Raw genomic sequence first — 23,910 nt, 5'->3', positions numbered from 1 at the left:
GAGGCGGAGCGCGGCGGGGGCGAGCTCATTGGGTCGGCGGCGGGGCCGTCGGCGGCTCGCAGGCGGCGCCGGCCTCGAGCGGCCCGTGGCTGGCGCGCGGGTGCGACTTGTGGCCGGCGCGGCTGCGGTGGCGCGCCTCCTCGATCGAGTGCGAGCGGCGGATGTCGCTCTCGTGCTTCGCGATCTCGGCGAGCTTGTGATAGTGGCGGTGGATGACGTCGAGCTCGGCCTCGGACAGGTTCTCGATGTCGATGAGGCGGTTGGACGCGCCCTCGAGCGCGGCCACGATCTCGTTGAGCTTGAGCTGCACCGCCAGCGACTCCTTGTTCTGGGCCCGCTGGATCAGGAACACCATCAGGAAGGTGACGATGGTGGTGCCGGTGTTGATGACGAGCTGCCAGGTGTCGGAGAAGCCGAACAGCGGGCCCGTCACCACCCAGACGAGGATCGTCAGCGACGCCAGGGCGAACGCCCACGAGCTGCCCGACCAGTGAGTGATGGTGCCGGAGGCCCGCTCGAGCGCGCGGCCGAGGCTGCTGCGCGGGCGGTGCGGGTGGTGGTTCATGCGTTGCCTCCGGCGATGCCTTCGAGGAAGCGGGCGAGGTCCCCGGCCTGGCGGTCGCGGTCGTGATGGGTGAGCACGTGGGCCCGGGCGGCCTCGCCCATGCGCGCGCGGCCGTCGCGACCGAGCGCCGCGAACGCGCGCAGCTTGGCCAGCGCGTCGACCGGATCGCCGGGCGTGAAGGCGAGGCCGGCACCTGACCCTTCGACCAGGCGCTGGGCCTCGCCGCGGACGCCGAGGAGGATCGGCTGGCGCATCGCCATGGCCTCGAAGATCTTCGACGGCAGGTAGCGGGCGAAGGTCGGTTCGTCGCGCAGGATCACCGCGCTGACGTCGGCGGCGGCGATGAGGCCGGGGACGTCGCGCCGCGGGACCGAGGGCAGGATGTGCACCCGGTGGCCGACGCCGAGCGCGGCGACCTCGTCGACCAGCGCCTTCAGGCCGACGCCGTGGCCGACGACGACCACGTGGAGGTCGTCGCCGTCGCCGGCGCGAGCGGCCGCGCGGGCCAGGAGGCCGACGTCCTGGGCGAGGCCGATCGTGCCGCAGTAGAGCAGCAGCAGGGCGCTCTCGGGGATCCCCAGCTGCGCCCGCAGCGGCGCGGGCGCGGCGTCGGCGGCGAACAGGGCGGTGTCGATGCCGTTCTTGACCACGGCCACGCGCTCGCGCGGGACCCCGCGGGCGACGAAGTGGTCGACGAAGCTGTCGGTCACCGAGACGACGCCGGCGGCGCCGCGGTAGAGGGTGCGCTCGACGACCTCGAGCGCGCGCACGAGCGGGTGCCCGGACTTCAGGGCGCCGACAGCGACGATGCCGTCGGGCCACAGGTCGCGCACCTCGAGCACGAACGGGACCCGGCGCAGGCGGGCCAGGGCGAGGCCGGCGACGCCGGTGAGGATCTGCGGCGACGTCGCCAGGACGAGATCGACGGGCGGCAAGCGGGCGGCGCCGACGGCGATCTGAGATGTCGGAAGGGACATGTACCCGAGGCCACGTTCGAGCACGCCGCGGCTGGCCGCCGGGAGCGTCGGCACGCGGTGGACGTCGATGCCGTCGACGCGCTCGCGGCGGTACTCGGTCGCGCGGTAGCCGGGGTAGATCTTGCCGTGCGGGTGGTTGGGCTGGCCGGTGACGACGTGGACCTCGTGGCCGGCCCGCACCAGCGCGCGCGACAGCTCGTGCACGCGCGCGGCCGGGGCGTTGGATTCGGGCGGGAAGTAGTGCGAGAGGTAGGCGAGCCGCACGATCGCGGTGATGCTAACAGATCGAGGCGCCTCGCCGCGGGCGCTGCTCCTCGGCCTGGTCGCCGGTGAGGCGCGGCCGCGGTCGGCGAGCCGGGCGAAGCGTCTGCGCGGCGAGCGACGAGGCGAGCCGGCGCGGCCGAACGGAGCTCGGCGGGGCGGGCGACGACCGGTCGGAGACCGTCGCGGTGAACGGCGCCCTGGTGCTTCGAGGGCGGGCCGCGTCGCATGGACGCGAGATTTTCGCGACCGGTCGAGCGAGGGCACGCGGGCCGGGTGGATGCGCTGTCCTTGGGGACAGATCCGGCGGCGGAGGGATGGGCTCGGGAGGCGCGGCCGGGCGCAACCGACGGCACCGTGGGTCAGCGCCCGAGTGAGCGTGATCGCGCCTCTCGATGAACGGTGCGAGTGCCACCTTCGTTGCGCCGCCGGGCGACGAGCCGAGTGTTTGCCGGCCAGGCGGCCATAGTGTCGAATGTGGGCGACTCTGTGCCATGTGAGGGCCATGGACCGCGATTGCCAACAGAGTTGCGATGTCAATACGGTTGGCCAATCTGGTTGGCCGGAGGGCGGCGCGCTCGCGGGGATTTCTCAACGAGATCAATGCGGCCATCGGCTTGCAGCAGGGACGACGACAACGGAGCCATCGCCATGAAGTCCCGCACAGTCCTCTTTCCTCTCGTTTCCGTGGCCCTCACCGCCTGTCTCGAGCACCCGGTGGTCGGGGTCGAGCTCTGCAAGACCGAGAACAAGGAGATCCGGATCCCGCTCGACGAGGGCGGCGACGTCGACATCCTGTTCGTGATCGACAACTCGGGCTCGATGGCCGAGGAGCAGGCTCGACTGGCGCGCAACTTCGAGGCGTTCGCGCGCCGGCTCGACGAGATGGGCGCCCACTATCGCATCGGCGTCACCACCACCGACAGCGGCAACCCGCGCTGCGAGACGGCCGTGACCACGCCCGAGGGCGGCGATCTGGTGCTGCGCAGCTGCCTCGAGCGGCTCGGCGAGGGCGCGTTCCAGTTCAACGACATCGACGCCGCGTTCGCGTGCACCGACGTGTGCGGGCTCGGCGGCGACGCCCTGGCGATCACGCCGACCGCCACCGACCTCGACCCGGAGCTGCGAGAGCGGCCGTGGATCGAGAAGATCGACGGCGAGACCAACCTGCCGCGCGAGGTGGAGGTGGCCGACGCGTTCGCCTGCTTCGGGCCGCAGGGCATCAACGGCTGCGGCCACGAGCAGCCGCTCGAGTCGATGTACCTGGCGCTCAAGAAGGCGCTGGCGCCGACGGAGGGCAACTACGGGTTCTTGCGCGACAACGCGTTGCTGTCGGTGGTGCTGGTCACCGACGAGACCGACTGCTCGTTCGAACCTGGCTTCAGGGACATCTTCATCGACGACAAGACCTTCTGGGAGGACCCGGACGGGCTGGCGCCGACCAGCGCGGCCTGCTGGAACGCCGGCGTGCTGTGCAGCGGGCCGGGGCCGGTCTACGACGGCTGCGAGCCGGCGAACTACAGCATCGACGGCGAGCCCGGGGCGGCCGACGCCGACGCGGTGCTGCGGCCGATCACGCGCTACGTCGACCTGCTGGCGAAGATCCGCGCCGACAAGCAGGTGAGCGACCCGAGCCGCGAGGTGCTGGTGTCGCTGATCGCCGGGGTGCCCGCGGGCTACGAGAGCGGCGAGACGGACATCGTCTACGCCGAGGCCGAGGCCGGTTCGGAGCAGGACCTGAACTTCGGCATCGCGCCCGGCTGCGTCAACAACAGCGACGGCAGCGGCAGCACGGCCGTGCCGCCGGTGCGCGAGCGCGCGGTCGCGGAGGCGTTCGCGGGCGACGAGCGCAACCTCTACTCGATCTGCGAGGACGACTACACGCCGGCGCTCAAGGGCATCGCCCGCCAGATCGAGAAGGCGTTCCGGCCGGTGTGCGGCAAGACGATGGTCGCCGACCGCGACCTCGAGACCGAGGCGCTCGACGCCGACTGCAGGATCCAGCAGCGCGTCGACGACGAAATCCTCGAGCTGCCGCCGTGCGTGCCGGTCGGCGAGCTGGACTGGGAGGTCCCGGAGGGCAGTTCGGTGTGCACGATCGTCCTCACCGACCCGCGGGGCCTGACGCCGAGCAAGCGCGACGACATGTCCAGGACCCTCGACCCCGAGACCGGCGAGGAGGTGGTGCTGTGCGACAACGACGAGACCAACGTCGAGTTCAAGCTGCGCCGCGCCGGGCCGCGCGTGCGCGGGGCGATCTACACCGCGACCTGCCTGAGCGACGCCGCCGAGGAGTGCCAGTGAGCGCAGGGGCGGTCGTGGCGAGGTCCGCCGGCCTCGCGGCGAGGCCGGCCTCGCCGCGGGCGAACGGGCGCGGCGGGTGTGTTATCCTGGCGAGGATGGTTTTGCGTCGCCTGTCGCGCTCCGCCGCCCTGGCGCTGGTCATGGTGCCCGCGGTCGCGCGCGCCGGGGAGATCGGCGACGACTTCGGGCGGGTCATCGCCGCCGACGGCGAGCGGGTGGCGATCGCCGCGCCGCTCAGCAACTATCGGTGGTTCGACGGCGGCGCGGTCGACATCTACCACCTGCGCGAAGGGACATGGCGCTTCGAACAGCGGGTGACGCCGAGCGAGCCGCAGTTCGCGGCCGAGTTCGGCTCGGCGCTGGCGCTCGGCGGCGACCTCCTGGCGGTCGCGCGGATCGACGATTACGGCGCCGAGCAGGCGTGGGTGTTCGGCCGCGGGCCGGACGGGTGGGCCGAGCTGGCGGTGCTGCGGCCGCCGGCCGACGCGGAGGACTACGACTTCGCCGCGGTCGCGGTCGACGATGGCTGGGTCGCCGTCGGCACGCCCTACGTGATGCGGGCGGGGGCGCCGGAGCCGGGCGAGATTCATCTGTTCCAAAGGACAGGCGATGGCATGGCCCCGCGCCAGGTGCTGGTGGGCACGCCGGGGGCGCGGCGCCAGTTGGGCCAGTCGTTCGAGATGGCGCGCGGGGTGCTGGTGGCGCCGACGCGGGAGGGCTTCGAGACGTGGGTGCGCGCCGGGTCGACGTGGACGCTCGAGGGCGTGCTGCCTCCTGCAGGGCCGGACGACCCGCTGTTCGACTACGCGTTCGACGGCGCGACCCTGCTGGCGCTGGAGCGGCCCGGCGGCGTGATGCGCATCTACAGCCGGAAGGACGGCGGCTGGTCGGCGGCGCAGACGATCGAGGCGTTCTCCGACGTGAACTTCTCGCAGGAGACGGCGCTGTTCGGCGACTGGGCCGCGATCTCGATCTGGCTGTCCCAGGAGCCAGACGACGACAGCGATCCACAGCGGGTCCGCTTGCTTCACCGCGAGGCGGGGACGTGGAAGGTCGCCGGGACGATCGCGCACGAATCACCGGACTACTTCGGCATGTCGCCCGCGTTGACCGATCAGTGGCTGTGGGTGGGGGAGCTGGCCGACGAGCCCGAGGGTTTCAGCGAGGCGCTGGCGTTCCGGCGCGACGGCGCGGACTGGTCGCTGCAGGCGGCGGTGACGGCGGTCGAGGTCGCGGAGACCGAGTCGGGCTGTGCGGTGACCGACGGGGGGCCGCTCGCGCTGGCGGGGCTGCTGCTGGCCCGCCGGCGGAGGAGGACGCGATGAGACTTCAGGACAGGTACCTCGGGACAGGTCTCGTGATCGCCGCGCTGGCGCTGACGCCGGGCCGCGCCGACGCGTGCTCGACGAGCTCGCCGGAGCAGGGGCTCGCGGTGTGGGAGCTGATGAACCCGCCGGATCGACTCGACACCGCGCCGGGCGGGGTCGTCGCGCTGTCCGCGAGCGTATGGGACATGGAGCTGGCGGAAGCCGCCGCGCGGGCGAGCGTGACTCTGGAGCGCGACGGGGCGACGAGCTCGACGACGATCGAGCTGGTGCCGCTGGCGACGGAGATGTTCCGCGGATTGCCGCTGTGGACCGTGGTGGTGGTGGCGCGGCCGGCCGAGCCGCTGGTGGCGGGGGAGTATCAGGTGACCCTGGCCGTCGACAGGGTGGATTTCGGGCTCGAAGAGCGGACGTTCCCGCTGAACGTCACCGCGGAGCCGCTCGCGCCGCTGCAGGCGCCGACGGCGGCGGTGTTCGAGGCGACGGAGGTGAGGGGGGAGCTGCGCGACTCCGTCTGTTGCGAGCGCGGGCCCGACAGCTGCGGCGGGATGTCGATCTGCAGGCCCACGGAGATCGAGCAATTGCCGGCGCTGTCGATCAGGCCGGCGTCGCTGCCGGACGCGGCGAGAGGCAACAGCGTGTTGTGGGTCCAGCGCCTCGACGCCGACGGCCAGGCCGATCCGTCCGGATTGTTTCGCAACCTCGGGCGCCACGACTTCACGTGGTCGGTGCCGTTCGCAGCGGCCCAGGCGGAGTACTGCGTGATCCTCGGCGCGACCAACCTGGTCGATGGGACATCCGTGTCGAGCGCGCCGCGCTGCCTGTCGCGCGAGCAGGTCGGCGAGCCGCATGTGGTCGCCGAGGAGCTGACGCCGGAGGAGGTCGAGCTGTGGGGTTGTCTGACGCCGCCGGTCCACGAGGACGGCACGCCGTTCGGCGAGGCGGCGCAGGTCGAGGAAGAGAAGGGCTGCAGGCTCGGCGGAGCCGGGGGCGCGTGGGGCCTCCTGGGCCTGGTGGTCGGGCTGCGCCTGCGGGCGCGTCGGCGCCGGCGTTGACGGCCGCGGGGCCGGGGACGGGGCGTGCGGCCGGCGTGGTATGTTGGCGAGGATGGCTTTACGAGGTCGGTCGCGCCCCGTTCGCGGTCGGAGGAGAGCTGCGATGAAATTTAAGAGCAGGTTGTTCGGGACATGTCTCTTGGTCGCTGCAGTCGCGTCGGTGCCCGGGCGCGCGTCGGCGTGTACGAGCCAGGTCCCCGTGCCGGGGCTCGAGGTCTGGGAGCTGAGAGACCCGCCGGAGATGCTCTACACCGCGACGGGCGGGGTCTTCGTGCTGTACGGTCTGCTGTTCGACGTCGAGCTGGCGGAGGCGGCGGCGCTGGTGAAGGTCGCGCTGGCGCAGGACGACTCGGCGCTGGCGACGGAGGTCGAGCTGCTGCGCCTGAGCCCGACTTTTCTCGCGGGCCAGCCGGCGTGGTCGGTGGCGATCGTGGTGCGCCCGGCCATGCCGCTGCAGGCGGGCCTCTATCAGGTGACCGTGGGGAACGTCGACGGCGACGAGATGACGTTCCCGCTGACGGTCGAGGCCGAGCCAGTGGCGGTGCTGGAACCGCCGACTGCCGAGGTCGTCGACCCGATGCTGGTCACCACGGGGTACGGCGACTTCGTCTGCTGCGAGACGGCCGAGGCCAGCAGCTGCGGCGACAGGACCCGGTGCGAATTCACGACGATCGCCAAGGTGCCGGGGCTGTACGTCGTGCCGTCGGCGCTGCCGCGGGCGCAGGCGGGCAGCGCGTTGATCTGGGCCCAGCGCCTCGACGCCGCGGGCGAGCCCGATCCGGACGGGCGGTTCCAGTACCCCGCGCGCCACGAGGTCGACTGGACGGTCGAGTTCGCGGCGGCGCAGGCGGAGTACTGCGTGGTGCTCGGGGTGACCAACCTGGTCGATGGGACATCCGTGTCGGGTCCGCCGCAGTGCCTGTCGCGCGAGGTGGCCGGCGAACCGCACGTGGTGACCGACGAACCGACCGCCGAGGAGCTCGAGTCCTGGGAGTGCGTGACGCCGGTGGAGTACGAAGACGGGACGCCGTTCGGCGAGGAGGAGACCCCGGCGAAGAAGGAGGTCGGTTGCCGGATCGGCGCGGACGGGCAGGCGTGGACATGGCTGGCCGCGCTGGCCGGTCTGGGACTGTGGAGGCGTCGACGGCGGCGCTGAGCGCTGCCGGGCCATGCGCGGCGAGTCCACCGCGGCCGTGTCGGCGCCCACGGCCGGGTGCGGATGGAGGGTGGGGGTGGACGAATCGCCGGGCCGCGTCGCGTGCCGCGGGGTCTTCGAGAGGCGTGACTCGCGGCCGCCTGTGCGGCGCGAGGCGGCTCGCGCTGTAGGCGGGTCTTCGAGAGGCGTGACTTGCCGCGCCGTGGTTCACGGCGGCGGCGAAGCTCCGGTGCGTGACCCCGCGGACGGCGCGGGGTATCGTCGGCGGGCGTGACGTACTCCGAGCGCCCGTGGGAAGGCCGCGCCAGCCGCCCGGCGCCGCACAGGCGGGCAGGCCTGGCGCGCCAGCTGGGGCTCGGCCTGCGGGCCTTGCGGGCGCGGCAGTGGGCCCACTTCGTGCCGCTGCCGCTTGCCGGGGCGCCGCTCGGGGACATGCTCTCGGGGACATGTTCTTTGGGGCATGTCCTGTGGGGCATCCTGGCGGGCGCGCTGTGCCTGGCCTGCGCCTACGGGCTCAACGCGCACGGCGACCGCGGCACCGACGCGCCCGCCAAGAACCCGCTGGTGGGGGCCGAGGTCGGGGCGGCGGCGGCCGTGCCGGCGCTGGTGTGCGGCCTGCTGGCGATGGTCGCGGCGGGGCAGAGCGGCGGGCCCCTGGCGGCGGGGGTCAGCCTGGCGACGGGGGCGCTGTACAGCGTCGGGCCGCGGCTCAAGCGCTTGCCGGCGATCGGGACGCTGGCCAACGTCGCCATCTTCGCGCCGCTGCTGGCGCTGATCGGGACGCCGCGAACACCTGGCTTTTGGGGCATGTCCCTGGTGTTCACGGCGCTGCTGCTGCAGAACCAGCTGGTCCACGAGCGCGCCGACGTCGCCGAGGATCGGCGGGCAGGGGCGTTCACGACGGCGCAGTGGCTCGGGCGCGCAGGAGTGGCCGCAGCGGGTCGCTGGCTGGCGCTGGCGGGGGCGATCGCTGCGGCGGGGCTGCTCGGTCCGCGGGCGGGGCCGTGCGGGGCGGTGGGGCTGGTCTTCGGGGCATGGCTGATCGGTCAGGTCGATCCGGCGGCGGCGCGGCGGCGCCACCGGGCGGTGGCGCTGGCGACGGGCGCGGCGATCTACGCGCTGGCGGGAGGGGCGGGGTGACGGTGCTGGCGAGCGGAGGTCGGAGGCTCGGGGCTCGGCGCGGGGAGGTCGTGGTGACGAGGTCGCTGCGAGCGTCGAGGGACGCGCGGAGGCCGGGAGGTTCGGGGCTCGATGTGGGAGGGGCGGGGTGACGGCGCTGGCGAAGGCGCGGGACCTGGTGCGACTCGGGGTGGCGCGCGCGGTCGGGCGGGCGCTGCCCTTCAGCGTCACCTTCATCCTCACCCATCGGTGCAACTTTCGCTGCGAGTACTGCGAGATCCCCGAGCGTGCGGCCGAGGAGATGAGCGACGCCGAGTTTTGTGCGGCGATCGACGAGCTGCGGGCCGCCGGGATGGCGCGGGCCAGCTTCTCCGGGGGCGAGGCGCTGCTCCGCCGCGACGCGCCGCGGATCGTCAGGCACGCCAAGCGGGCCGGGTGCTTCACGTCGATGAACACCAACGGCTGGCGCACCGGCAATGTACTTCGGGACATGTCGGGGATCCTCGACATGGTGGTGCTGTCGCTCGACGGGCCGGAGCCGGTGCACGACCTGGTGCGCCGCCGGCCGGGCTCGTACGCGCGGGTGATCGCGGCGATCGAGCAGGCGCGCGGGCTGGGGATGTCGGTGGCGACGATCACGGTGGTCGGCCCGTGGAACGTCGAGAGGATCGAGGAGATCGCGGCGCTGGCGGGGTCGCTCGGGGTGTGGGCGTACTTCCAGCCGGCCCACGAGGAGTGCTTCGACGCCGAGGCCGGGCTGCACCCGGCCCTGACGCCGGCGGTGCTGGCCGAGGTGGCGGAGCGGCTCGAGCGCCTGCGTGCGCGCGGCCTGCCGATCGGGGCGTCACCTGGCTTTTTGCGCAGGTTGCGGCAGGCGCCGCGGTTCCACGACTGCGCGGCCTGCAACGCCGGGCGCTACTTCGCCACGGTGATGCCGGAGGGCTGGGTGGTGCCGTGCCACCTGACCTCGGGGACAGGCCAGTACCTCAACGGCCGCGAGGTGGGGTTCGCCCGCGCGTTCTTCGAGATGCCGCACCCGCAGGCCGGCGACGGCTGCGCGATCAGCCCGTACGTCGAGACGGACCTGATCTTCCGCCTCGACCCGCGGGCGATCGCGGCGGCGCTGCGTCGCGGCGACGGGGCGCCCGGGCGCGTGCGCTGAGGGGCGCCGAGCTGGGCATGGCGCGCCCGCATCGGCGTGGCTGTCCTTCAGGGCATGTGCTGGGCGGTCTCGGGGTCGAAGACGGCCTGGCCGGCGCGGGTCATGCGGAAGTACAGATCGTCGTCGGTGTCGAGGCGGCCGTCCTGGCCGCGCGAGCGCAGCTCCAGCAGCCAGTCGCCGTCGAGGGGGCGGAGGATGAGGGGTCGCTGCCAGGGGTCGAGCGGCTCGAGGCGGCCGCGGCGGCCCGGCACTCGCAGGTCGGTCACGGAGTCGCCGTGGGCCAGGCTGGCCTGGAGGCCGTCGAGGTCCAGATGAGCCTGCTGCTCGAGCAGCGCGGCCGAGTGCTGCAGCTCGTCGCGCGCGGTGTCGAGGCAGGTGTAACCGCGGCAAGCGGGGCCGAGCATGTGGCGCACAGCGCACGTGACCGCGAACAAGAAGACGAGCAGGCTGAGGCCATCGAGGAGGGGGCGGACGAGGCGCTGGAACACCGGGGACACCTGCGGCGTTGTTCTGCAGCGGGCGTGCCAGCGAGAATTCGCGGTTTTAGGGGCGCGGGCCGGGTCATCCAGCGACAATTTGGCGCGCGGAGGAGCGAGGGCGCGACCGGGCTGTCACATGTCGCAATTTTTTAGAGGGGGCGACCGCCGACGGGGCGCAGTGCGACGGGCGAGAGCAAGCGGTCCGCGGACGAGGTGACCGGCGAGCTCGTTGCCGTCGTGGCGATGGGACCTTGGGACAGGTCCTTTGGGATAGGTGATATCGTGCGCACGAGGGCGGCGCGAGCCCCTGGCTTCTCGGGCAGGTTTCCCGGCTGCCAGGAGCGAGCGACAGCGACGTCGTGGCGGCGGAGAGGAGGATGTCCTTTCGGACAGGCTCGACGATCGCGCGGCTCACTCGTAGGCGGCGCGGGCGGCGGCGAAGACGAACCTCGCGCCTGACTTTTCGGACATGCTCCAGATCCGGTCGCCGTCGAGCATCACGGCCTTGGGGGTGTCGATCCAGCCGTGGGTGACGCCGGGGCCGGCGGCGGGGACGACGTGGAGCGCGCCGGGGTCGCCGGGCGGGGCGCTGCTCGCCAGGTAGAGCGCGCCGTCGCTGCGGGTGACGCCCTGGATCTGGCTCTCGCCGGTGTAGGCGGCCGAGCTGGCCCAGGTGATGACGGACGGCAGGCGGCCGGTGACCGGGTCGATCGGCCAGGTGAAGACGCGGCCGGCGATGTCGCTGTCGCAGGCGGAGAGCCCGTCGCAGTACTCGCCGACGACCAGCTCGGGCGGGCTGGCGCTGCGATCGAGGGCGAGGGTGGAGAAGCGCGGGGCGCAGCCGGAGGCGTGCTTGTAGGCGCCGACCTGGACTGCGACGTAGGAGTAGAGGCCGCCGTAGTAGTCGGCGACCTTGGGGTCGTAGCCGACCTTGTCGACGGCGGGGTTGACCTCGAGCAGGCGCGACAGGTCGAACACGCGCAGGCCCTGGGTCGGGTCGGCGAGGTAGAGGGTGTCGCCGTACCAGGCGATGCCGCCGGCGCGGATCGGGACCGGCTTGAAGTCGACCGGATCGCCGGGCACGGGCTCGACCAGCAGGATGTGGCGCAGGCTGAATTCGGGGGCGTCGGTGACGTCGACCAGGCTGACGCGCACGCCCTTGTCGAGGGGGAACTGCGCGAGCTCCTTGTCGAACCACCAGCTGACCAGGACGACCTCGCGCCCGGCCAGCCGACCGTCGTCGTAGGCGTCGGCGCTGCCGGTGAGGCCCTGCGGGATCCACCAGTACTTGTCGAAGTCCTCGTCGTCCCAGCGGAACGCCAGCTCGAGCGCCTCGACGTCGCCGGGCACGCTCGCGGCCGGCAGGGCGAGGTTGTTCAGGTCGGCCAGGACGTCGGCGATCGTCCAGGTCGGCAGGGCGTCGGCGAGGGCGTCGGCGAGGGGGCCGAGGTTGTCCCACTCGGGGGCGCGGGTGAGCGGGAAGTTGCAGCGGTCGAGCGGCTCGAGGCCGCTGCCGGGCTCGCCGCTCGGACCCGCGGGGCAGGTCGGCGTCTCGTTCTTGCACGGGTCGACGACGGGCTCGCCGGTGGTGTCGGTGTCGCCGGTGGTGTCGGTGTCGCCGGTGGTGGTGGTCGGCAGCGACGGCTCGGTGGTGCCGGTGGTCGAGGTCGACGTCGTCTCGTCGCCGGTGCCGGTGGTGGTCGGCGTGCCGTCGGTGGTGACGGTGCCGGTGCTGGTGCTGGTGTCGTCGCCGGTGACGGTCGCGGTGAGCTGCGGCGGGTCGTCGGAGAAGCAGGCGGCGCTCGTGAGGGCCAGGAGCAGCAGGCGGCGAGACATCCCGCAAAGCCATAGCACCGTGATTCGGCGTGCGCACCGGCCGACGCGCCGGCCCGGGGATGCGAGATCGCTCAGGCGGGCGTCGCCAGCGTCAGATCGACGGAGAACGCCGCCCCGCCGCCGTTCGTGAGCAGCAGCGGGATCCGCAGCCAGGCCTGCGAGGGGGCGCACACCTCCGGGTCGCCGCCGCACAGCACGGCGTCGACCCGCACCAGCAGTTCGCTCCGGATCTCGATGTCGGGAGTTCGGCGACCTGAAGCTCGATCTCGACGGACATGTCGGATCGGCCCTGTCCCGAAAGCGTGATGCGGTCAGGGCTTGTGACCAGATCGGAGCGGCGCGAGACCTCGAGCGCGAGCCGCTGCGGGGCGCCCTCGTTGAACTTCCAGCCGGCGGGGGCGACCAGGTGCAGACGGCCGGTGGCGCGGCCGGGGGCGAGCGTGGGAGCGCGCTCCAGCACGAGGTCGAACCACCGCGTGGCCGGGGCGGCGGCGAGCGACGGCGGGGGGTCGTCCGCGGGCGCAGGCATCGGCGGGGCGCCGCGGACCTGCAGCTCGCCCTTGAAGGCGCCGCCCGATGCGAGGCGGACCAGGCGGTGATGGCCGGTGTCGGCGACCAGCAGATCGCCGCCCGGGAGGACCGCGAGGCCGCCGGGCTCGCGCAGGGACTCTTCGGCTGTCCCGAGAGACAGGGTCGAGACGAGGCCGGCGCGGCGGTCGAGGCGGCGCAGGCGGTCGTTGAAGGTGTCGGCGACCACGAGGTCGCCGCCCTCGGTGACGGCGACGCCGAGCGGGTGCTGCAGGCTCGCCGCCGCGAACGGGCCGTCCTCGGCGCCCCAGTCGAACAGGCCGGCGCCGACGAGGGTGCGGGTGTCGCCGGTCTCGAGGTCGAGCTCGCGGATCGCCGAGGTCTCGCTGTCGGCGATCCACACGCGGTCTCCGGCGCGCGCGAACCCGGACGGCTGGGCGAAGCAGGCGACCCGCGGCGGGCCGTCGACCAGCGCCTCGCGGCCGTCGCCGGCCAGCATGTCGACGCTGTAGCCGCCGCCCGCGGCCGGGGCGAGCACGCCGAGCTGGTGCGAGCCGGCCAGGCACAGCAGCGCCCGCTCGCCGACGACGACGACGTCCCACGGCGAGCGCAGGGCGGTGGCGCGGGCCGGGGAGGGGCTGGCGATTGGGACATGTCCAATGGAACCTGTCCCGGCGACCGTGTCCAAACGACCATGCGAGAGGTCGGCGCGAGCGACCGTGTGGTTGCGGGCGTCGCAGATCCACAGCGCGCCGTCGTCGGCCCAGACGAGGCCCTGGGGGTCGTCGAGGCGGGCGTCCGCGAACGCGCCGTCGCGGTGGCCGCGGCGGCCTGAGCCGATGGCGACGAGGACGTCGCCGTCGGCCGACAGCACGAGGACGCGGTGGTGGCCGGAGTCGGCGACGGCGATCCGGCCGTCGCCGGCGACCGCGACCTTGCCGGGGAAGGCGAGCGGACGCGGCGGCGCCGGCTCGCCGCGCGGGATCGTCAGCGGCTCGCGGGCGAGGGTGCCGTGGGCCTCGGCCTCGGCCAGGAGCCCGCGCACGAGGGTGTCGAGGGCCACCGGGTCGGGCTCGCCGGGGGCGACCGCGGCGATGGTGCCGTCGGGGCGGACGACCACGAGGGTGGGCCACGAGCGGATCGCGTAGCGCTCCCAGATCGCCAGGCCGTCGTCGACGACCACCGGGTGCTCGACGTCGTGGCGGGCGATCGCGTCGGCGACCCGCTCGGGCGCGGCCTCGCCGGGGAACTTGGCCGAGTGCACGCCGATCACGACCACCGGCCGGCCCGCGTGGCGCCGCTCGAGGTCCCGCAAGATCGGCAGGACGTGCATGCAGTTCACGCAGCACGAGGTCCAGAAGTCGAGGATGACGACGTGGCCGCGGAGCTCGCGGAGTCGCAGCGGGCGGGTGGTGCCGAGCCAGGCGCGGGCGGGCTCCAGCTCGGGGGCGCGGAGGCGATCCATCGCCCGGACGCTAGCCGAGTCGCGCTCGCGGGCGAGGACCCGCGCGCGTGACGATGCGCGTGAGGTGGAGCGTGGCGTGACGTCCGACGTGCGAGCAATCGCGAGTACGAGTGCGTGCGGCGGTTGAAACACCGCGGTCCGGGCACTACGCTTTGGCCGCGATGCAGCCGTTCCCCTCGCTCGTGCTCCGCGCCGGCGGCGCGGCCGCCCAGGGGGCCTTCGCGGAGGCCCAGGCGGCGTTTCTCGACCCCGATCCGGCCACTGTGCGGCGGCTGCGCGAGCTGCTGGAGGCCAGCGGCGCGGGGATCGTCGCCCACTTCTACATGGACGCCGAATTGCAGGGGGTGCTGTTCGCCTGCGACTGGCCGCACATCCACATCTCGGACTCGCTGGTGATGGCCGACCGGGCCCTGCAGATGGCCCGCGAGGGCGCGCGCGCGATCGTGGTGCTCGGGGTCGACTTCATGTCCGAGAACGTCCGCGCGGTGCTCGACGCCGCCGGCTTCGAACATGTCCCGGTGTACAGGGTGGCCCAGGAGCCGATCGGCTGCTCGCTGGCCGCGGCCGCCGAGGCGCCGGCCTACGCGGCCTACCTGCGGCGCGCGGCCCAGACGCCCGATTCGCTGCACGTCGTGTATATCAACACCAGCCTGCGCACCAAGGCGTACGCGCAATCGCTGGTGCCGACGATCACCTGCACCTCGTCGAACGTGATCCAGACGGTGCTACAGGCGTTCGCGCAGGTGCCCGAGGGCCACGTGTGGTTCGGCCCCGACACGTACATGGGCGAGAACCTGCGGGCGCTGCTGACGAGCCTCTCCGAGATGGACGACGCGGCCGTACGCGCGCTCCACCCCGCCCACGACGCGGCCAGCATCCGCGCGCTGCTGCCCCGCTTCCATCACTTCGAGCAGGGCTCGTGCATCGTCCACCACATGTTCGGCGCCGAGGTGGTGCGCCGGGTGCAAGAGCACTACGCCGACGCCCACGTCACGGCCCACCTCGAGGTGCCCGGCGAGATGTTCGCGCTGGCGCTCGAGGCCCAGCGCGCCGGCCACGGGGTGGTCGGCTCGACTTCCAACATCCTCGATTACATCACCGCGCAGGTGAAGCGGGTCGGGGCTGTCCCCGGGGACATGTCGCCGGTCCGCCTGCAATTCGTGCTCGGGACCGAGGCGGGGATGGTGACCGCGATCGTCCACCAGCTGCGGGCGCTGCTGCAGTCGCTGCCGCGTCCGGTCGAGGTCGAGATCGTGTTCCCGGTGGCCGACGCGGCGGTCGTAGCGACCGGCGACGTGCACCTGCCGCTGGTGCCGGGCGTCGCCGGCGGCGAGGGCTGCTCGACCGCGGGCGGCTGCGCGACCTGCCCGTTCATGAAGATGAACTCGCTCGACGCGCTGCTCGAGGTGCTGGCGCAGACGCCCGACGCCGGCGACCAGCTGGTCGCGTTCGCGCCGCGCAAGTACGTCGAGAAGATCGGCGAGAAGACGATCGCCCAGCTCGGCGAGCTGCCGATCCGGCACATGCGCGAGTTCTCGCGCACGAAGCAATTGCCGGCGGCGCTGGTCGAAGACATCCGCTCGCGCGGGCTGTCGGCGGCGTCGTAGCGCCGCGACCCGGGGCATTTGCGGGCAGCCCTCGCTCGTCCGATCGCTCCGTGAGCGGGCTGCGTCGCTGCCGCGATCCGCCCGGCGAATTGCTGGTGCCGCGGTCGCTTCGCTACGGCGATCCGGGGTCGCACGGCCGCCAGACGATCGTGCGCTCGTGATCCCACACGTCTCCGGCCATGGAGTTGACGATCACGCCCTTCTCGTTGATCTCGCCGACGATCATCATCGAGCCCCATAGCGAGTCGAGCGGGAGCTCGTGCGTGCCGGCTTCGTCCCCGACGAAGAAGAAACCGCCGTGGCTGCCGTCGCCACCGAACGGGTCACCGCCGTACGCGCCGATGAACCGGCCTCGTTCGTCGATGTCGCCGAGCTCGCCGCTGGGCGCGTCCCGCGGGAGCGGAACGACGATGAGCTCGTCGCCGTCGTGCCACCGCACCGGCACCTCGCCCTCGTCGGTGCGGACCACGCCCACGATCTCTCCGCGATCGTTGAGGTCGGCGATGGCCATGGCCTGGCCGGCGAGCGTCGGTAGCTCGACCACCTCGTCGCCCGACCAGGTGAGGCTCACGTCCTTGTCGTCGCACCAGAACGAGGCCGCAGCGCGCCCGTGCTCATTGAGGTGAATCGCCGCCATGGACTCGGGCCCCGACGCGCAGCCGGTGGGAAACACGTGCCGCTCGCCCTGGCGCCACATCACGAACTCGTCGAGGTCGAAGTCGTAGCCGGTGATCTCGTCGTGGTCGTTGAAGTCGGAGAGCGCTCCCTCTCCGAGGTCGACGAGCTGCCCGTCGCGCCACAGGTACGTGCGCGGCGGCGGGGTCGACGCGGCGTCGCTGTTGTAGTCGAAGTCGGTGGTGAGGGCCACGTGGCCCAGCTCGTTGAGCCTGCCGTGCGTGAAGATCAGGCCGTCCGGGGCGGCGATCGTCGCCACCACCGAGCCGTCCTGCCAGAGCACTGCGTGGGTCCAGTCGGCGGACATACCAGGCCCGTGCTCCTCGGGGCCGGGCAAGTTGGTGGCGAGCAGCAGGACCTCGCCGCGTTCGTTCAGCGCCTGGCCGCTGGTCTGCAAGAACTCCTCGACCACGATGGGCTCGGGCTGCCCGCCCGACCACAGGAAGGCGGCGATCGACGACTCGCCCGCTCCCCACGCCTCGCCCGTGTCGTCCGGGAGCGCGTTGAGGAGGACGCGCCCGCGCTCGTCGAGATCGACGAAGGACTGACTCATCTCCTCGACGATGCCGAGCGGGGGGACCTGCTCGTGTGTGTAGCACCATGCCATGTCGTCCTTCCGCGTCGGTGCAGCCGCCGGCTCGGCGGGCAGAGCGAGCGGTGAGGCGAGCGCGAGGGCGTGGGACCATCGTCGTGCGTGCGTGCACGGGCGCGAAGACATGCGCGAGTGAGATCGATGCATCGGTGATACCTCGAGGAGAACATGGGCGACGCGCCTTGGCCCGCAAGCACGCTCAGGCAGCGCGCCGGCCGGCTTCAGCGGTGGCGACCCGGCGCTCTCCGCGGTGATGCGGAGGTGCATCGACGGCGTCCGCCGGGCGCTGCGCGCGGACATCCGCGCGCGCCGCGAGAGATGCAGTCGCTAGCTCGCGGCGCTCGGGATACTCGGTGGCGGTGCGCTCGGCGATCGTCGCCGTCGCGCGCGTCCGGACAAAGTTAGCAGTTCGGCATTGGTCGATGTGGCCATGATCAGCGCGCCGGTGGGCGTGTACCAGCGTGAGAGAGCAGCCAACATGGCGCCCTGCCGCTCGGCCAGCTCCTCGGAGAACAGGATGTCGGTGCCGAACGCGGTCTTGATGCCGTACTTCTCCGCCAGCGTGTAGACCGTGGCGGTTCCGCTCACCCCCTGCCGCGAAGCCTGGTGCGGCCTTTACGGCCCCATGGGGCACCCCGGGGCTGGCCTGCGGCCGCGCGGCGGGACGTGGTCGCCGACTCGCGGAATTCCACGACAAAAGCGAGGCACATCGGTTGCTAATGCCTGCGCTCATCGACGAATCCTGCGCGGATGCCCTGCTCGGGCTCGCCGATGTACTTGGAATGAAGGATCCGACCATGAAATCGTGCATGAACATTCATCGTGGTGCATTGCTCGGCATGTTCCTCGCTCTCGGAGCGGGCGCCTGTGACGACGGTGCCGGCGCGGCCGCGGCGGAGCTCGAAGAGCGCGGGGTCACGCTGTTGGCCGAGGTCGAGCAGGAAGACTTTGTCCTCCGCTTCACGAAGTCGGCCGGCGGGACCATCGCGGTGTCGGAGGACGGCCCGATGGATCAGCCCTCGTACCTCGCGCACCTCTCGCTCGAGGAGCACGCCACCCCGATGGAGATCTTCCTCGCGATCGATCCGGAGGGCGAGGTGCCGGAGGAGCTGCGGATCGACCACGAAGCGACCACGAAGGCGCCGCCGCGGGCGCTGAGCCTGCCGCAGGTCTCGTTCCGCAGCGTGTCGCAGGGCGAGACGGCCGCGACGTGCTCGCTCACCGCCGACGGCGGGTGGTTCGACGGCGAGTGGAGCTCGCGCGGTTGGACCTACCACACGTATCACAACACCAGCGCCGCGCAGACCGACTCGGCGCAGAAGGCCGCCAGCAACTTCATCACCCACGTGTGCAACAATTCGGTCGCCCCGAACGTCGACTACAGCTTCGCGCATTATCTCTACGATCGGTCGCTGCCCAACAATTTGCAGTTCCTGACGGGCGACACCGACGTCAAGCAGGGTCGCCGCAATGTGATCACCGTGTCGAGCCAGAGCGGGACCTACCAGGCGCAGGCGGTCGTGTCCGCCTGGGCGGCGGGGAACTACAAGTTCGGCGTGATGGCGCCCTGACGGCGTTGGCCGACACGCGGCTTCCTCGCGCCGCGGCGCGAGGAAGAGCCCGGGTATCGCTCACCAGCCGACGTGGAGGCTCAGCGCGTCCGTCAGGTTCTGCGCCATGGCCTCGTGGGTGGCGACGCTCGGGTGGCCGTCGCAGCCCCAGCCGTTCGGGTCGGCGTTGATGTCGACGAACGCGACGTCCATGTCGCCCGCCTGGTGGCGCTGATCGACGGCGCTCTGCAAGTAGCCGGTGACCATCGTCGCCTCCTCGCCCCACAGCAGCGGCGCGACCGGAAGGATGAAGGCGTCGGGGTAGACGTCGCGCAGGTGGGTCAGGAAGGCCACGTAGGCCGGCACGAACGCGTCCTCGGCCGGGTCCTTGTCGGTGCTGAAGTCGTTGGTGCCGAGGTTGATGACGACGACGTCGGGCTGCCAGCGCGCGTGGTCCCACGCGGTGCCACCGTCGCCGGCGATCGTGCGGTCGTAGATCTGCGGCATCGGCTCGAACACGTCGTCGCCGTAGTTGTTGACCATGCCCTTGCCCGACCAGGCGACCGTGTGCAGCTCGGCGCCGACGCTCCGGGCAGCGATCGCGCCGTAGGTCAGGTAGTGATTCTCGGTCTCCGCGCTGAAGCTGCACGGCGAGACGCCCTCGTTGCCGTAGCCGCAGGAGATCGAGTCGCCGATGACCTGGATCCGCCGCGTCACCGGCGGCGGCGAGAGCAGCTCGCCGGTGACCTCGAAGCCGAGGACGGTGGTGACGCCGAACGAGCCCTCGGTGCGGCGGTACAGCTCGACGGTGTGCTCGCCGGGCGCGAGGCCGACGGCGAGGGGGTAGGTCTGCGCGCCGGGCTGGGTCATGAGCGGCGGCTGGACGACGCCGTCGACGACGACCGTGAACCACCGGCCGTTGTCGTCGAGGCTGGCGTGGACGTCGGTGCCGTCGAAGCGGAGCAACGCGCCGACGCCCGACCAACTCATGCGGATGGCGTTCGGGTCGCTGTCGTCGTGACGACCGACGTAGTGGATGCCGGGCGGCTCGGCGGGCTCGCCGGTGGTGCTGTCGTCGGTGGTCGTCGTGGTGGTCGGATCGACGGGGCCGGTGGTCTCGGCGGTGGTCGAGGTGGTGGGCGCGGCGGTGGTCGTGGTGATGGGATCGTCCGCGGTGGTGCTCGTGGTGCTCGTGGTGTTCTCGGTCGAGGCCTCGGTGGAAGGGGTCGAGCCGGTGGTCGAGCTGGTCGACGAGGCGTCGGTGTCGCCGGGGTCGCCGCCGTTGCAGGCGAGCAGCAGCAGCAAGGAGATCGAGAGCGTCCGCATGACGCGGCGAGTCTACCAGCGGCTCGCGGGCAGCATCGCGGCGCGCGCTCGCGCGAGGGTTCGCCGCTGCGGACCGGCGCTCACCGATGTCGTCGCCGGACCCGAGAGGGCGACGTCGGAGGCCCGGTGGCGAGGGCCGGCGAGGAATGTCAGTACATGGCCTGAGGGACAGGTTCGAACCGCGCGCCCGCGGCTCAGAAGATCTCGGTGATCATGCAGCGCAGGCTGCCGCCGGCCTTCTCGAACTCGTCGACCTCGACCGGGCGCAGGCGGAAGTCCCAGCGCTCGAGCGTGGCGCGCGAGTCGGGGCGCAGGGCGCGGTAGGCGGTGGCGCTGAGCATCAGGTCGTGCTCGCCCACGGCGATGCAGTTGGCGGCGAACGCCTGCTTCTCGGCGTCGTCGAGCACGAGGGTGCGGCCCTCGTAGGCGCGCGCGATCGCGGCCGGGACCTCGGGGTCGGCGAACGAGCCGGGGTGGATCACGCAGGCTCGCCCGGCCGGGACCGCGAGGACGACGTTGGTGTGGTACTCGCTCGGCTGCAAGGCGAAGCGGAAGGTCAGGCGCAGGCCGAAGGCGGTGTGCATGGCGGCGCACCCGAGCTCGTCGGCGCGCTGGCTGAGGCCGCACAGGCCGAGGCCGCGGCGGCGGTCGATCACCAGCGGGCCGGTCAGTTCGGACACACCTGGCTTGTTGGACAGGTCCGTGAGGGCATGTCCAAAAGTCCATGTGAAGAGGTCGCGGACGTCGTCGCGGGCGGCCTCGGCGCGGCGGACCGGGTGGCGCATGGAGCCGACGATCAGGCGGTCGGGGATGGTGGCGAAGGCGTTGTTGGGGAAGACCGCGTCGTCGAGGCCGTCGCGGCCGGGGACGACGAGGACGGGCAGGCCGAAGTCGCCGAGGGCCCGCACGAGCGCCTGGTGCTGGGCGAACGCGCGTTCGACGTCGATCTCGCTGCGCTGCATGTACAGGTTGTCGACCGCCTCGGGGCTGACCCGGAAGCCGATCGGGCTGACGACCATGGCGGCCGACATGGTCGGCTTGCCCCACGCGCCGCGGGCCTCGATCTGCTCGGGGAGGGCGGCCAGGAAGTCTTCCGGGCTGGTGACGATCATCGGCGGCGGATGCTACCACCCGGCGCCGGGCGTCCAGCAGGCTCAGCCGGGGGAGACGCTCAGCAGCCACTCGTACCGGGCCGGCGCGGCGCAGTCGCCGGGGACGTGGGCCCGCGCGAGGGAGAGGTCGCCGTAGAGGTCGTCACCCTCGGGTGTGCCGAACGCGAACAGCGGGATGGTGGCCCCGGGGTCGACGGGCGGGCTCTCGATCTCGGCGTTCCACAGCGCGGCGATGAAGCGGAGCCGGCGCGCGCCGGGCGGCTCGTCGCAGCAGTCGCCGGCGCAGGGGCAGGCGATCGCGCCGGGCCCGTGGGGGACGCCGGTGAGGGCGAAGGGGCCGGCCTCGTCGCCGTGCGGCACGGCCTCGGTGTAGCGGTACATGAACTTCGGGACAGGTTCAGGCTGACCCCCGCGGAGGCCGACCACTGTGAGGCCGCCGACTGCGCACTGCTGCGGGTCGGCGCCGGCGCGGCTCCACTCGACGTCGAGCTGCAGGCAGTCGCCCGCGGCCAGCTGCGCGGGCAGGCCGACCAGGCCGTCGGGCAGGGCGAGCGCGAGCTCGAGCGTGGCGGCCGGTTCGCAGGCGCCGCAGGTCGCGTCCGCGCAGACCGAGACCTCGAGGAGATCGCCGGCGGCGGCGATCACCTGCAGGCCGACGAGCTGCTCGAGGGCGCCGCATTCGCGCGCGCTGAGGTCGGTGGTGACCCCCTGGTCGGTGCGCGCGAGGGTGATCTCGACGCCGTCCGGCTCGTACGGACAGTGGCCGAAGTCGGGCTCGGTGGTGCCCGTGTCGGCCTCGCTCGTGCTGTCCGGAGGGACCTGTCCCGATGTGGAATTCTCGCCCGTGGAGGTGCTGGTAGGCTCGCTGTCGCCGGGCTCGCCGGTGGTCGGGAGCACGCCTGCGGTGTCGCTCGGGGCGGAGGTGCCCGTGGTGTCGGGGTCGTCGGGCGCACCCGAGCCGTCGTCGAGTTCGGGGTCGTCGGGTTTGGGACAGGCGGCGAGCACGGACGCGAGCGCGGCCAGGGGAACGAGGTGGCGGGGGGAGGGGAGCGCGAGGGCCATGACGCCAGTCTCGGGTTCGCGCGCGATCTGTGGCGGAGCACGCGGATCTGCGCGCACTGGTTGCGAGCGCGCGGGGCGAGGGCGGCGAGGCGTCGGCGAGGATGGGGGCGGTGGCGAGCGGGTGAGGGTGTCCTCGCGGGGGGTGCGGGCGATCGCGGGATCGAAGCCGGCGGCCGCGCAGCAGGTGCGACGGCCGCCGGTGACGAGGGCAGCTCGCGGGCAATGTCGCTACTTCGACACGGGGATTTCGTACACCTCCGGCGAGTCGAGGACGTCGGCCAGCCAGCTCTGCACGTCGGGGACGTCGAGGCGCGTGGCGGCGAAGCCGACGGCGTCGTCGCGGCCGCACACGTTGTGGTGGGTGAAGGCGAACGCGGCGCCGAGCGGCTCGAGCGGGGTCTCGTCCGGCAGCTTCTCGCCGTCGGCGAGGCCGAGCACGCGCGCCGCGGTGATGCCGACGACGAAGCGGCCGCCGCCGCAGGTGGCGACGACCGGGCCGCCGCTGTCGCCGTGGCACATGCCGTGGAAGTCGGCGTCGAGGCCCGCAGGCGGGGTGTACGGGAGCAGCGCCTGGGTGTCGACGCAGTGCTGGCTCAACGGGTCGATGCACAGCTTGGACCGGGCCTCGAGCTCGACCCTGCGGAGCAGGCCCCAGTCGAAGGTGCCCGCCCCGACGGCGCCGACGCCGAAGCCGTAGGCCTCGGCCGAATCATCGCAGTCGACCAGGGGGTCGAAGTCGGCGATCTGGACCGGCGGGACGTCCACTGCCTTGTCGAGCTCGACGATCGCCAGGTCGTGCTGGAGGGCCGGCTTGCCCATGTCCCAGCTCGGATGAGGGGTGATCGACGTGGCGACGATGTTCGGTTGGTCCGGCAGCAGCACCGGTTCGCGCTCGCCGACGCTGATCCGCAGGTTCTTGGGCGCGACGCCGGGGTGAAAGCAATGGGCGGCGGTCAGCACCTGGCTGGGCGAGACGAGCACGCCGCTGCACGAGCGCACGCCGCCGTACGGCCAGTCGTAGGCGATGTGCACGGCCGCGGCCGCGATCTCGTCGTCGGGCAGGATCGCGCCGTCGCCCACTGCGTCGACATCGGGCCCCTTCTTGCTGTCGCCGTTGACGCAGCTCCACGGGCCGCTGGCTTCGCTGATGCTGACGCTCGGGAAGTCGTTCAGGTTGGCGGGGTAGGTCGTGCTGCCGGCTCCGAGCACCATGTCCAGGCGGAGGAGGTCGTCGGTGAGCGCGCTCGGCAGGTCGGAGATCCGGATCAGGGCCCGGCGCTCGAGCTCGGACTCCAGGACCTTGTACTGGCAGTTCTCGCACAGGGCCGTGTCGCTGGCGGCGTCGTACAGGGACCAGAGGATGCCCTGGAACCAGGCTGGATTGCCGGCGGCGCCGGGCAGGGTCGAGACGTTGTCGATGCGCTTGACCGAGAGGTCGACGCACAGATCGAGGGAGGTCATGCCGGGGGTGTCGGAGGGGAGGACGCGGAAGTCGGTGACGCACCCGCGGCAATAGCTGCCGCCGGGGCTCTCGTCGAGGACCGGGTCGCCCCCGGGCAGCTCCAATTCACGGAAGCCGACGCCGGGCTCGACATCGCATGCGGTGATGCCCGCGAGCACCGTGCTCGCCAGGACCGAGAGTGCAGTGGACTGAAATCGCGCGTAAACCATGAAGTGTTCCTGTATCGAGGTCTTGCCCACGCGCCGGGCCGGACTGATACGGGAAAACTCGAACTGACAGTGAGCGCCGTCAC

The 23,910-nt window shown here is 72.4% G+C and carries 18 protein-coding genes and 1 pseudogene; 8 read left to right on the top strand and 11 right to left on the bottom strand.

Features of this window, described 5'->3' with window-relative positions:
• Positions 1-25: 25 nt before the first annotated feature.
• Both O0S08_RS29480 and O0S08_RS29475 read right to left on the bottom strand, forming a co-directional pair.
• Positions 26-565 (bottom strand): low affinity iron permease family protein, encoded by a 540-nt coding sequence (locus tag O0S08_RS29480; RefSeq protein WP_269032671.1) that lies wholly within the window; start codon positions 563-565, stop codon positions 26-28.
• On the bottom strand, positions 562-1,806 hold the full coding sequence (locus O0S08_RS29475) for a glycosyltransferase family 4 protein (protein WP_269032670.1): 1,245 nt from the start codon (positions 1,804-1,806) through the stop codon (positions 562-564). Before O0S08_RS29475 ends, O0S08_RS29480 begins: the two co-directional genes overlap by 4 nt.
• A gap of 648 nt (positions 1,807-2,454) precedes the next feature.
• On the opposite strand from O0S08_RS29475, the gene O0S08_RS29470 reads away from it, so the two are divergent.
• The 6 genes from O0S08_RS29470 to O0S08_RS29445 all read left to right on the top strand — a co-directional run bounded on the left by O0S08_RS29470 (position 2,455) and on the right by O0S08_RS29445 (position 9,924).
• Positions 2,455-4,107 (top strand): vWA domain-containing protein, encoded by a 1,653-nt coding sequence (locus tag O0S08_RS29470; protein ID WP_269032669.1) that lies wholly within the window; start codon positions 2,455-2,457, stop codon positions 4,105-4,107.
• Between the two features lie 95 nt (positions 4,108-4,202).
• Positions 4,203-5,432: a hypothetical protein gene (locus tag O0S08_RS29465; protein ID WP_269032668.1), complete on the top strand. Its 1,230-nt coding sequence runs from the start codon at positions 4,203-4,205 to the stop codon at positions 5,430-5,432.
• Positions 5,429-6,487 (top strand): hypothetical protein, encoded by a 1,059-nt coding sequence (locus tag O0S08_RS29460; RefSeq protein WP_269032667.1) that lies wholly within the window; start codon positions 5,429-5,431, stop codon positions 6,485-6,487. The genes O0S08_RS29465 and O0S08_RS29460 overlap by 4 nt, the downstream gene beginning before the upstream one ends.
• A 103-nt stretch (positions 6,488-6,590) precedes the next feature.
• Positions 6,591-7,643, top strand: a complete 1,053-nt coding sequence (locus O0S08_RS29455) for a hypothetical protein (RefSeq protein ID WP_269032666.1) — start codon at positions 6,591-6,593, stop codon at positions 7,641-7,643.
• A 270-nt stretch (positions 7,644-7,913) separates the two neighbouring features.
• Positions 7,914-8,783, top strand: a complete 870-nt coding sequence (locus O0S08_RS29450; protein WP_269032665.1) for a UbiA family prenyltransferase — start codon at positions 7,914-7,916, stop codon at positions 8,781-8,783.
• A gap of 127 nt (positions 8,784-8,910) precedes the next feature.
• Positions 8,911-9,924 (top strand): radical SAM protein, encoded by a 1,014-nt coding sequence (locus O0S08_RS29445; RefSeq protein ID WP_269032664.1) that lies wholly within the window; start codon positions 8,911-8,913, stop codon positions 9,922-9,924.
• Positions 9,925-9,971: 47 nt separating this feature from the next.
• Here the strand turns inward: O0S08_RS29445 and O0S08_RS29440 are convergent, their stop codons facing one another.
• The 3 genes from O0S08_RS29440 to O0S08_RS29430 form a co-directional block, all read right to left on the bottom strand.
• A complete protein-coding gene (locus tag O0S08_RS29440) occupies positions 9,972-10,421 on the bottom strand; it encodes a hypothetical protein (RefSeq protein ID WP_269032663.1) in 450 nt (149 codons plus the stop codon).
• Positions 10,422-10,814: 393 nt separating this feature from the next.
• Positions 10,815-12,239 carry a hypothetical protein gene (locus tag O0S08_RS29435; RefSeq protein WP_269032662.1) on the bottom strand — a complete coding sequence of 475 codons (1,425 nt, stop codon included), beginning with the start codon at positions 12,237-12,239 and terminating at the stop codon, positions 10,815-10,817.
• 91 nt (positions 12,240-12,330) lie between these two features.
• Positions 12,331-14,232: a thioredoxin-like domain-containing protein gene (locus O0S08_RS29430; protein WP_269032661.1), complete on the bottom strand. Its 1,902-nt coding sequence runs from the start codon at positions 14,230-14,232 to the stop codon at positions 12,331-12,333.
• Positions 14,233-14,393: 161 nt separating this feature from the next.
• Between O0S08_RS29430 and nadA the strand changes: the two genes are divergently transcribed.
• Positions 14,394-15,839: a quinolinate synthase NadA gene (nadA, locus tag O0S08_RS29425; protein WP_269032660.1), complete on the top strand. Its 1,446-nt coding sequence runs from the start codon at positions 14,394-14,396 to the stop codon at positions 15,837-15,839.
• Between the two features lie 112 nt (positions 15,840-15,951).
• On the opposite strand, the gene O0S08_RS29420 is transcribed toward nadA, so the two are convergent.
• On the bottom strand, positions 15,952-17,121 hold the full coding sequence (locus O0S08_RS29420; protein ID WP_269032659.1) for a hypothetical protein: 1,170 nt from the start codon (positions 17,119-17,121) through the stop codon (positions 15,952-15,954).
• A gap of 375 nt (positions 17,122-17,496) precedes the next feature.
• A pseudogene (locus O0S08_RS29415) lies at positions 17,497-17,703 on the bottom strand (amidohydrolase family protein); the annotation flags it as partial.
• A 212-nt stretch (positions 17,704-17,915) separates the two neighbouring features.
• On the opposite strand from O0S08_RS29415, the gene O0S08_RS29410 reads away from it, so the two are divergent.
• Positions 17,916-18,677: a hypothetical protein gene (locus O0S08_RS29410; protein WP_269032657.1), complete on the top strand. Its 762-nt coding sequence runs from the start codon at positions 17,916-17,918 to the stop codon at positions 18,675-18,677.
• A 60-nt stretch (positions 18,678-18,737) separates the two neighbouring features.
• Here the strand turns inward: O0S08_RS29410 and O0S08_RS29405 are convergent, their stop codons facing one another.
• From O0S08_RS29405 to O0S08_RS29390, 4 genes are all read right to left on the bottom strand, one after another.
• Positions 18,738-19,982: an SGNH/GDSL hydrolase family protein gene (locus O0S08_RS29405; protein WP_269032656.1), complete on the bottom strand. Its 1,245-nt coding sequence runs from the start codon at positions 19,980-19,982 to the stop codon at positions 18,738-18,740.
• A 194-nt stretch (positions 19,983-20,176) separates the two neighbouring features.
• Positions 20,177-21,094, bottom strand: coding sequence for an arginine deiminase-related protein (locus O0S08_RS29400; protein ID WP_269032655.1), 918 nt, complete (start codon positions 21,092-21,094; stop codon positions 20,177-20,179).
• A 42-nt stretch (positions 21,095-21,136) separates the two neighbouring features.
• Complete coding sequence (locus tag O0S08_RS29395) at positions 21,137-22,156, bottom strand: hypothetical protein (protein WP_269032654.1); 1,020 nt, start codon at positions 22,154-22,156, stop codon at positions 21,137-21,139.
• A gap of 228 nt (positions 22,157-22,384) precedes the next feature.
• Entirely contained in the window at positions 22,385-23,827 is a 1,443-nt protein-coding gene (locus tag O0S08_RS29390) for a trypsin-like serine protease (protein WP_269032653.1), read from the bottom strand.
• Between the last annotated feature and the right edge of the window lie 83 nt (positions 23,828-23,910).

Source organism: Nannocystis punicea (assembly GCF_026965555.1).
Classification (GTDB): Bacteria; Myxococcota_A; Polyangia; order Nannocystales; family Nannocystaceae; genus Nannocystis; species Nannocystis punicea.
This window is presented reverse-complemented; position numbering and strand designations above follow the sequence as displayed.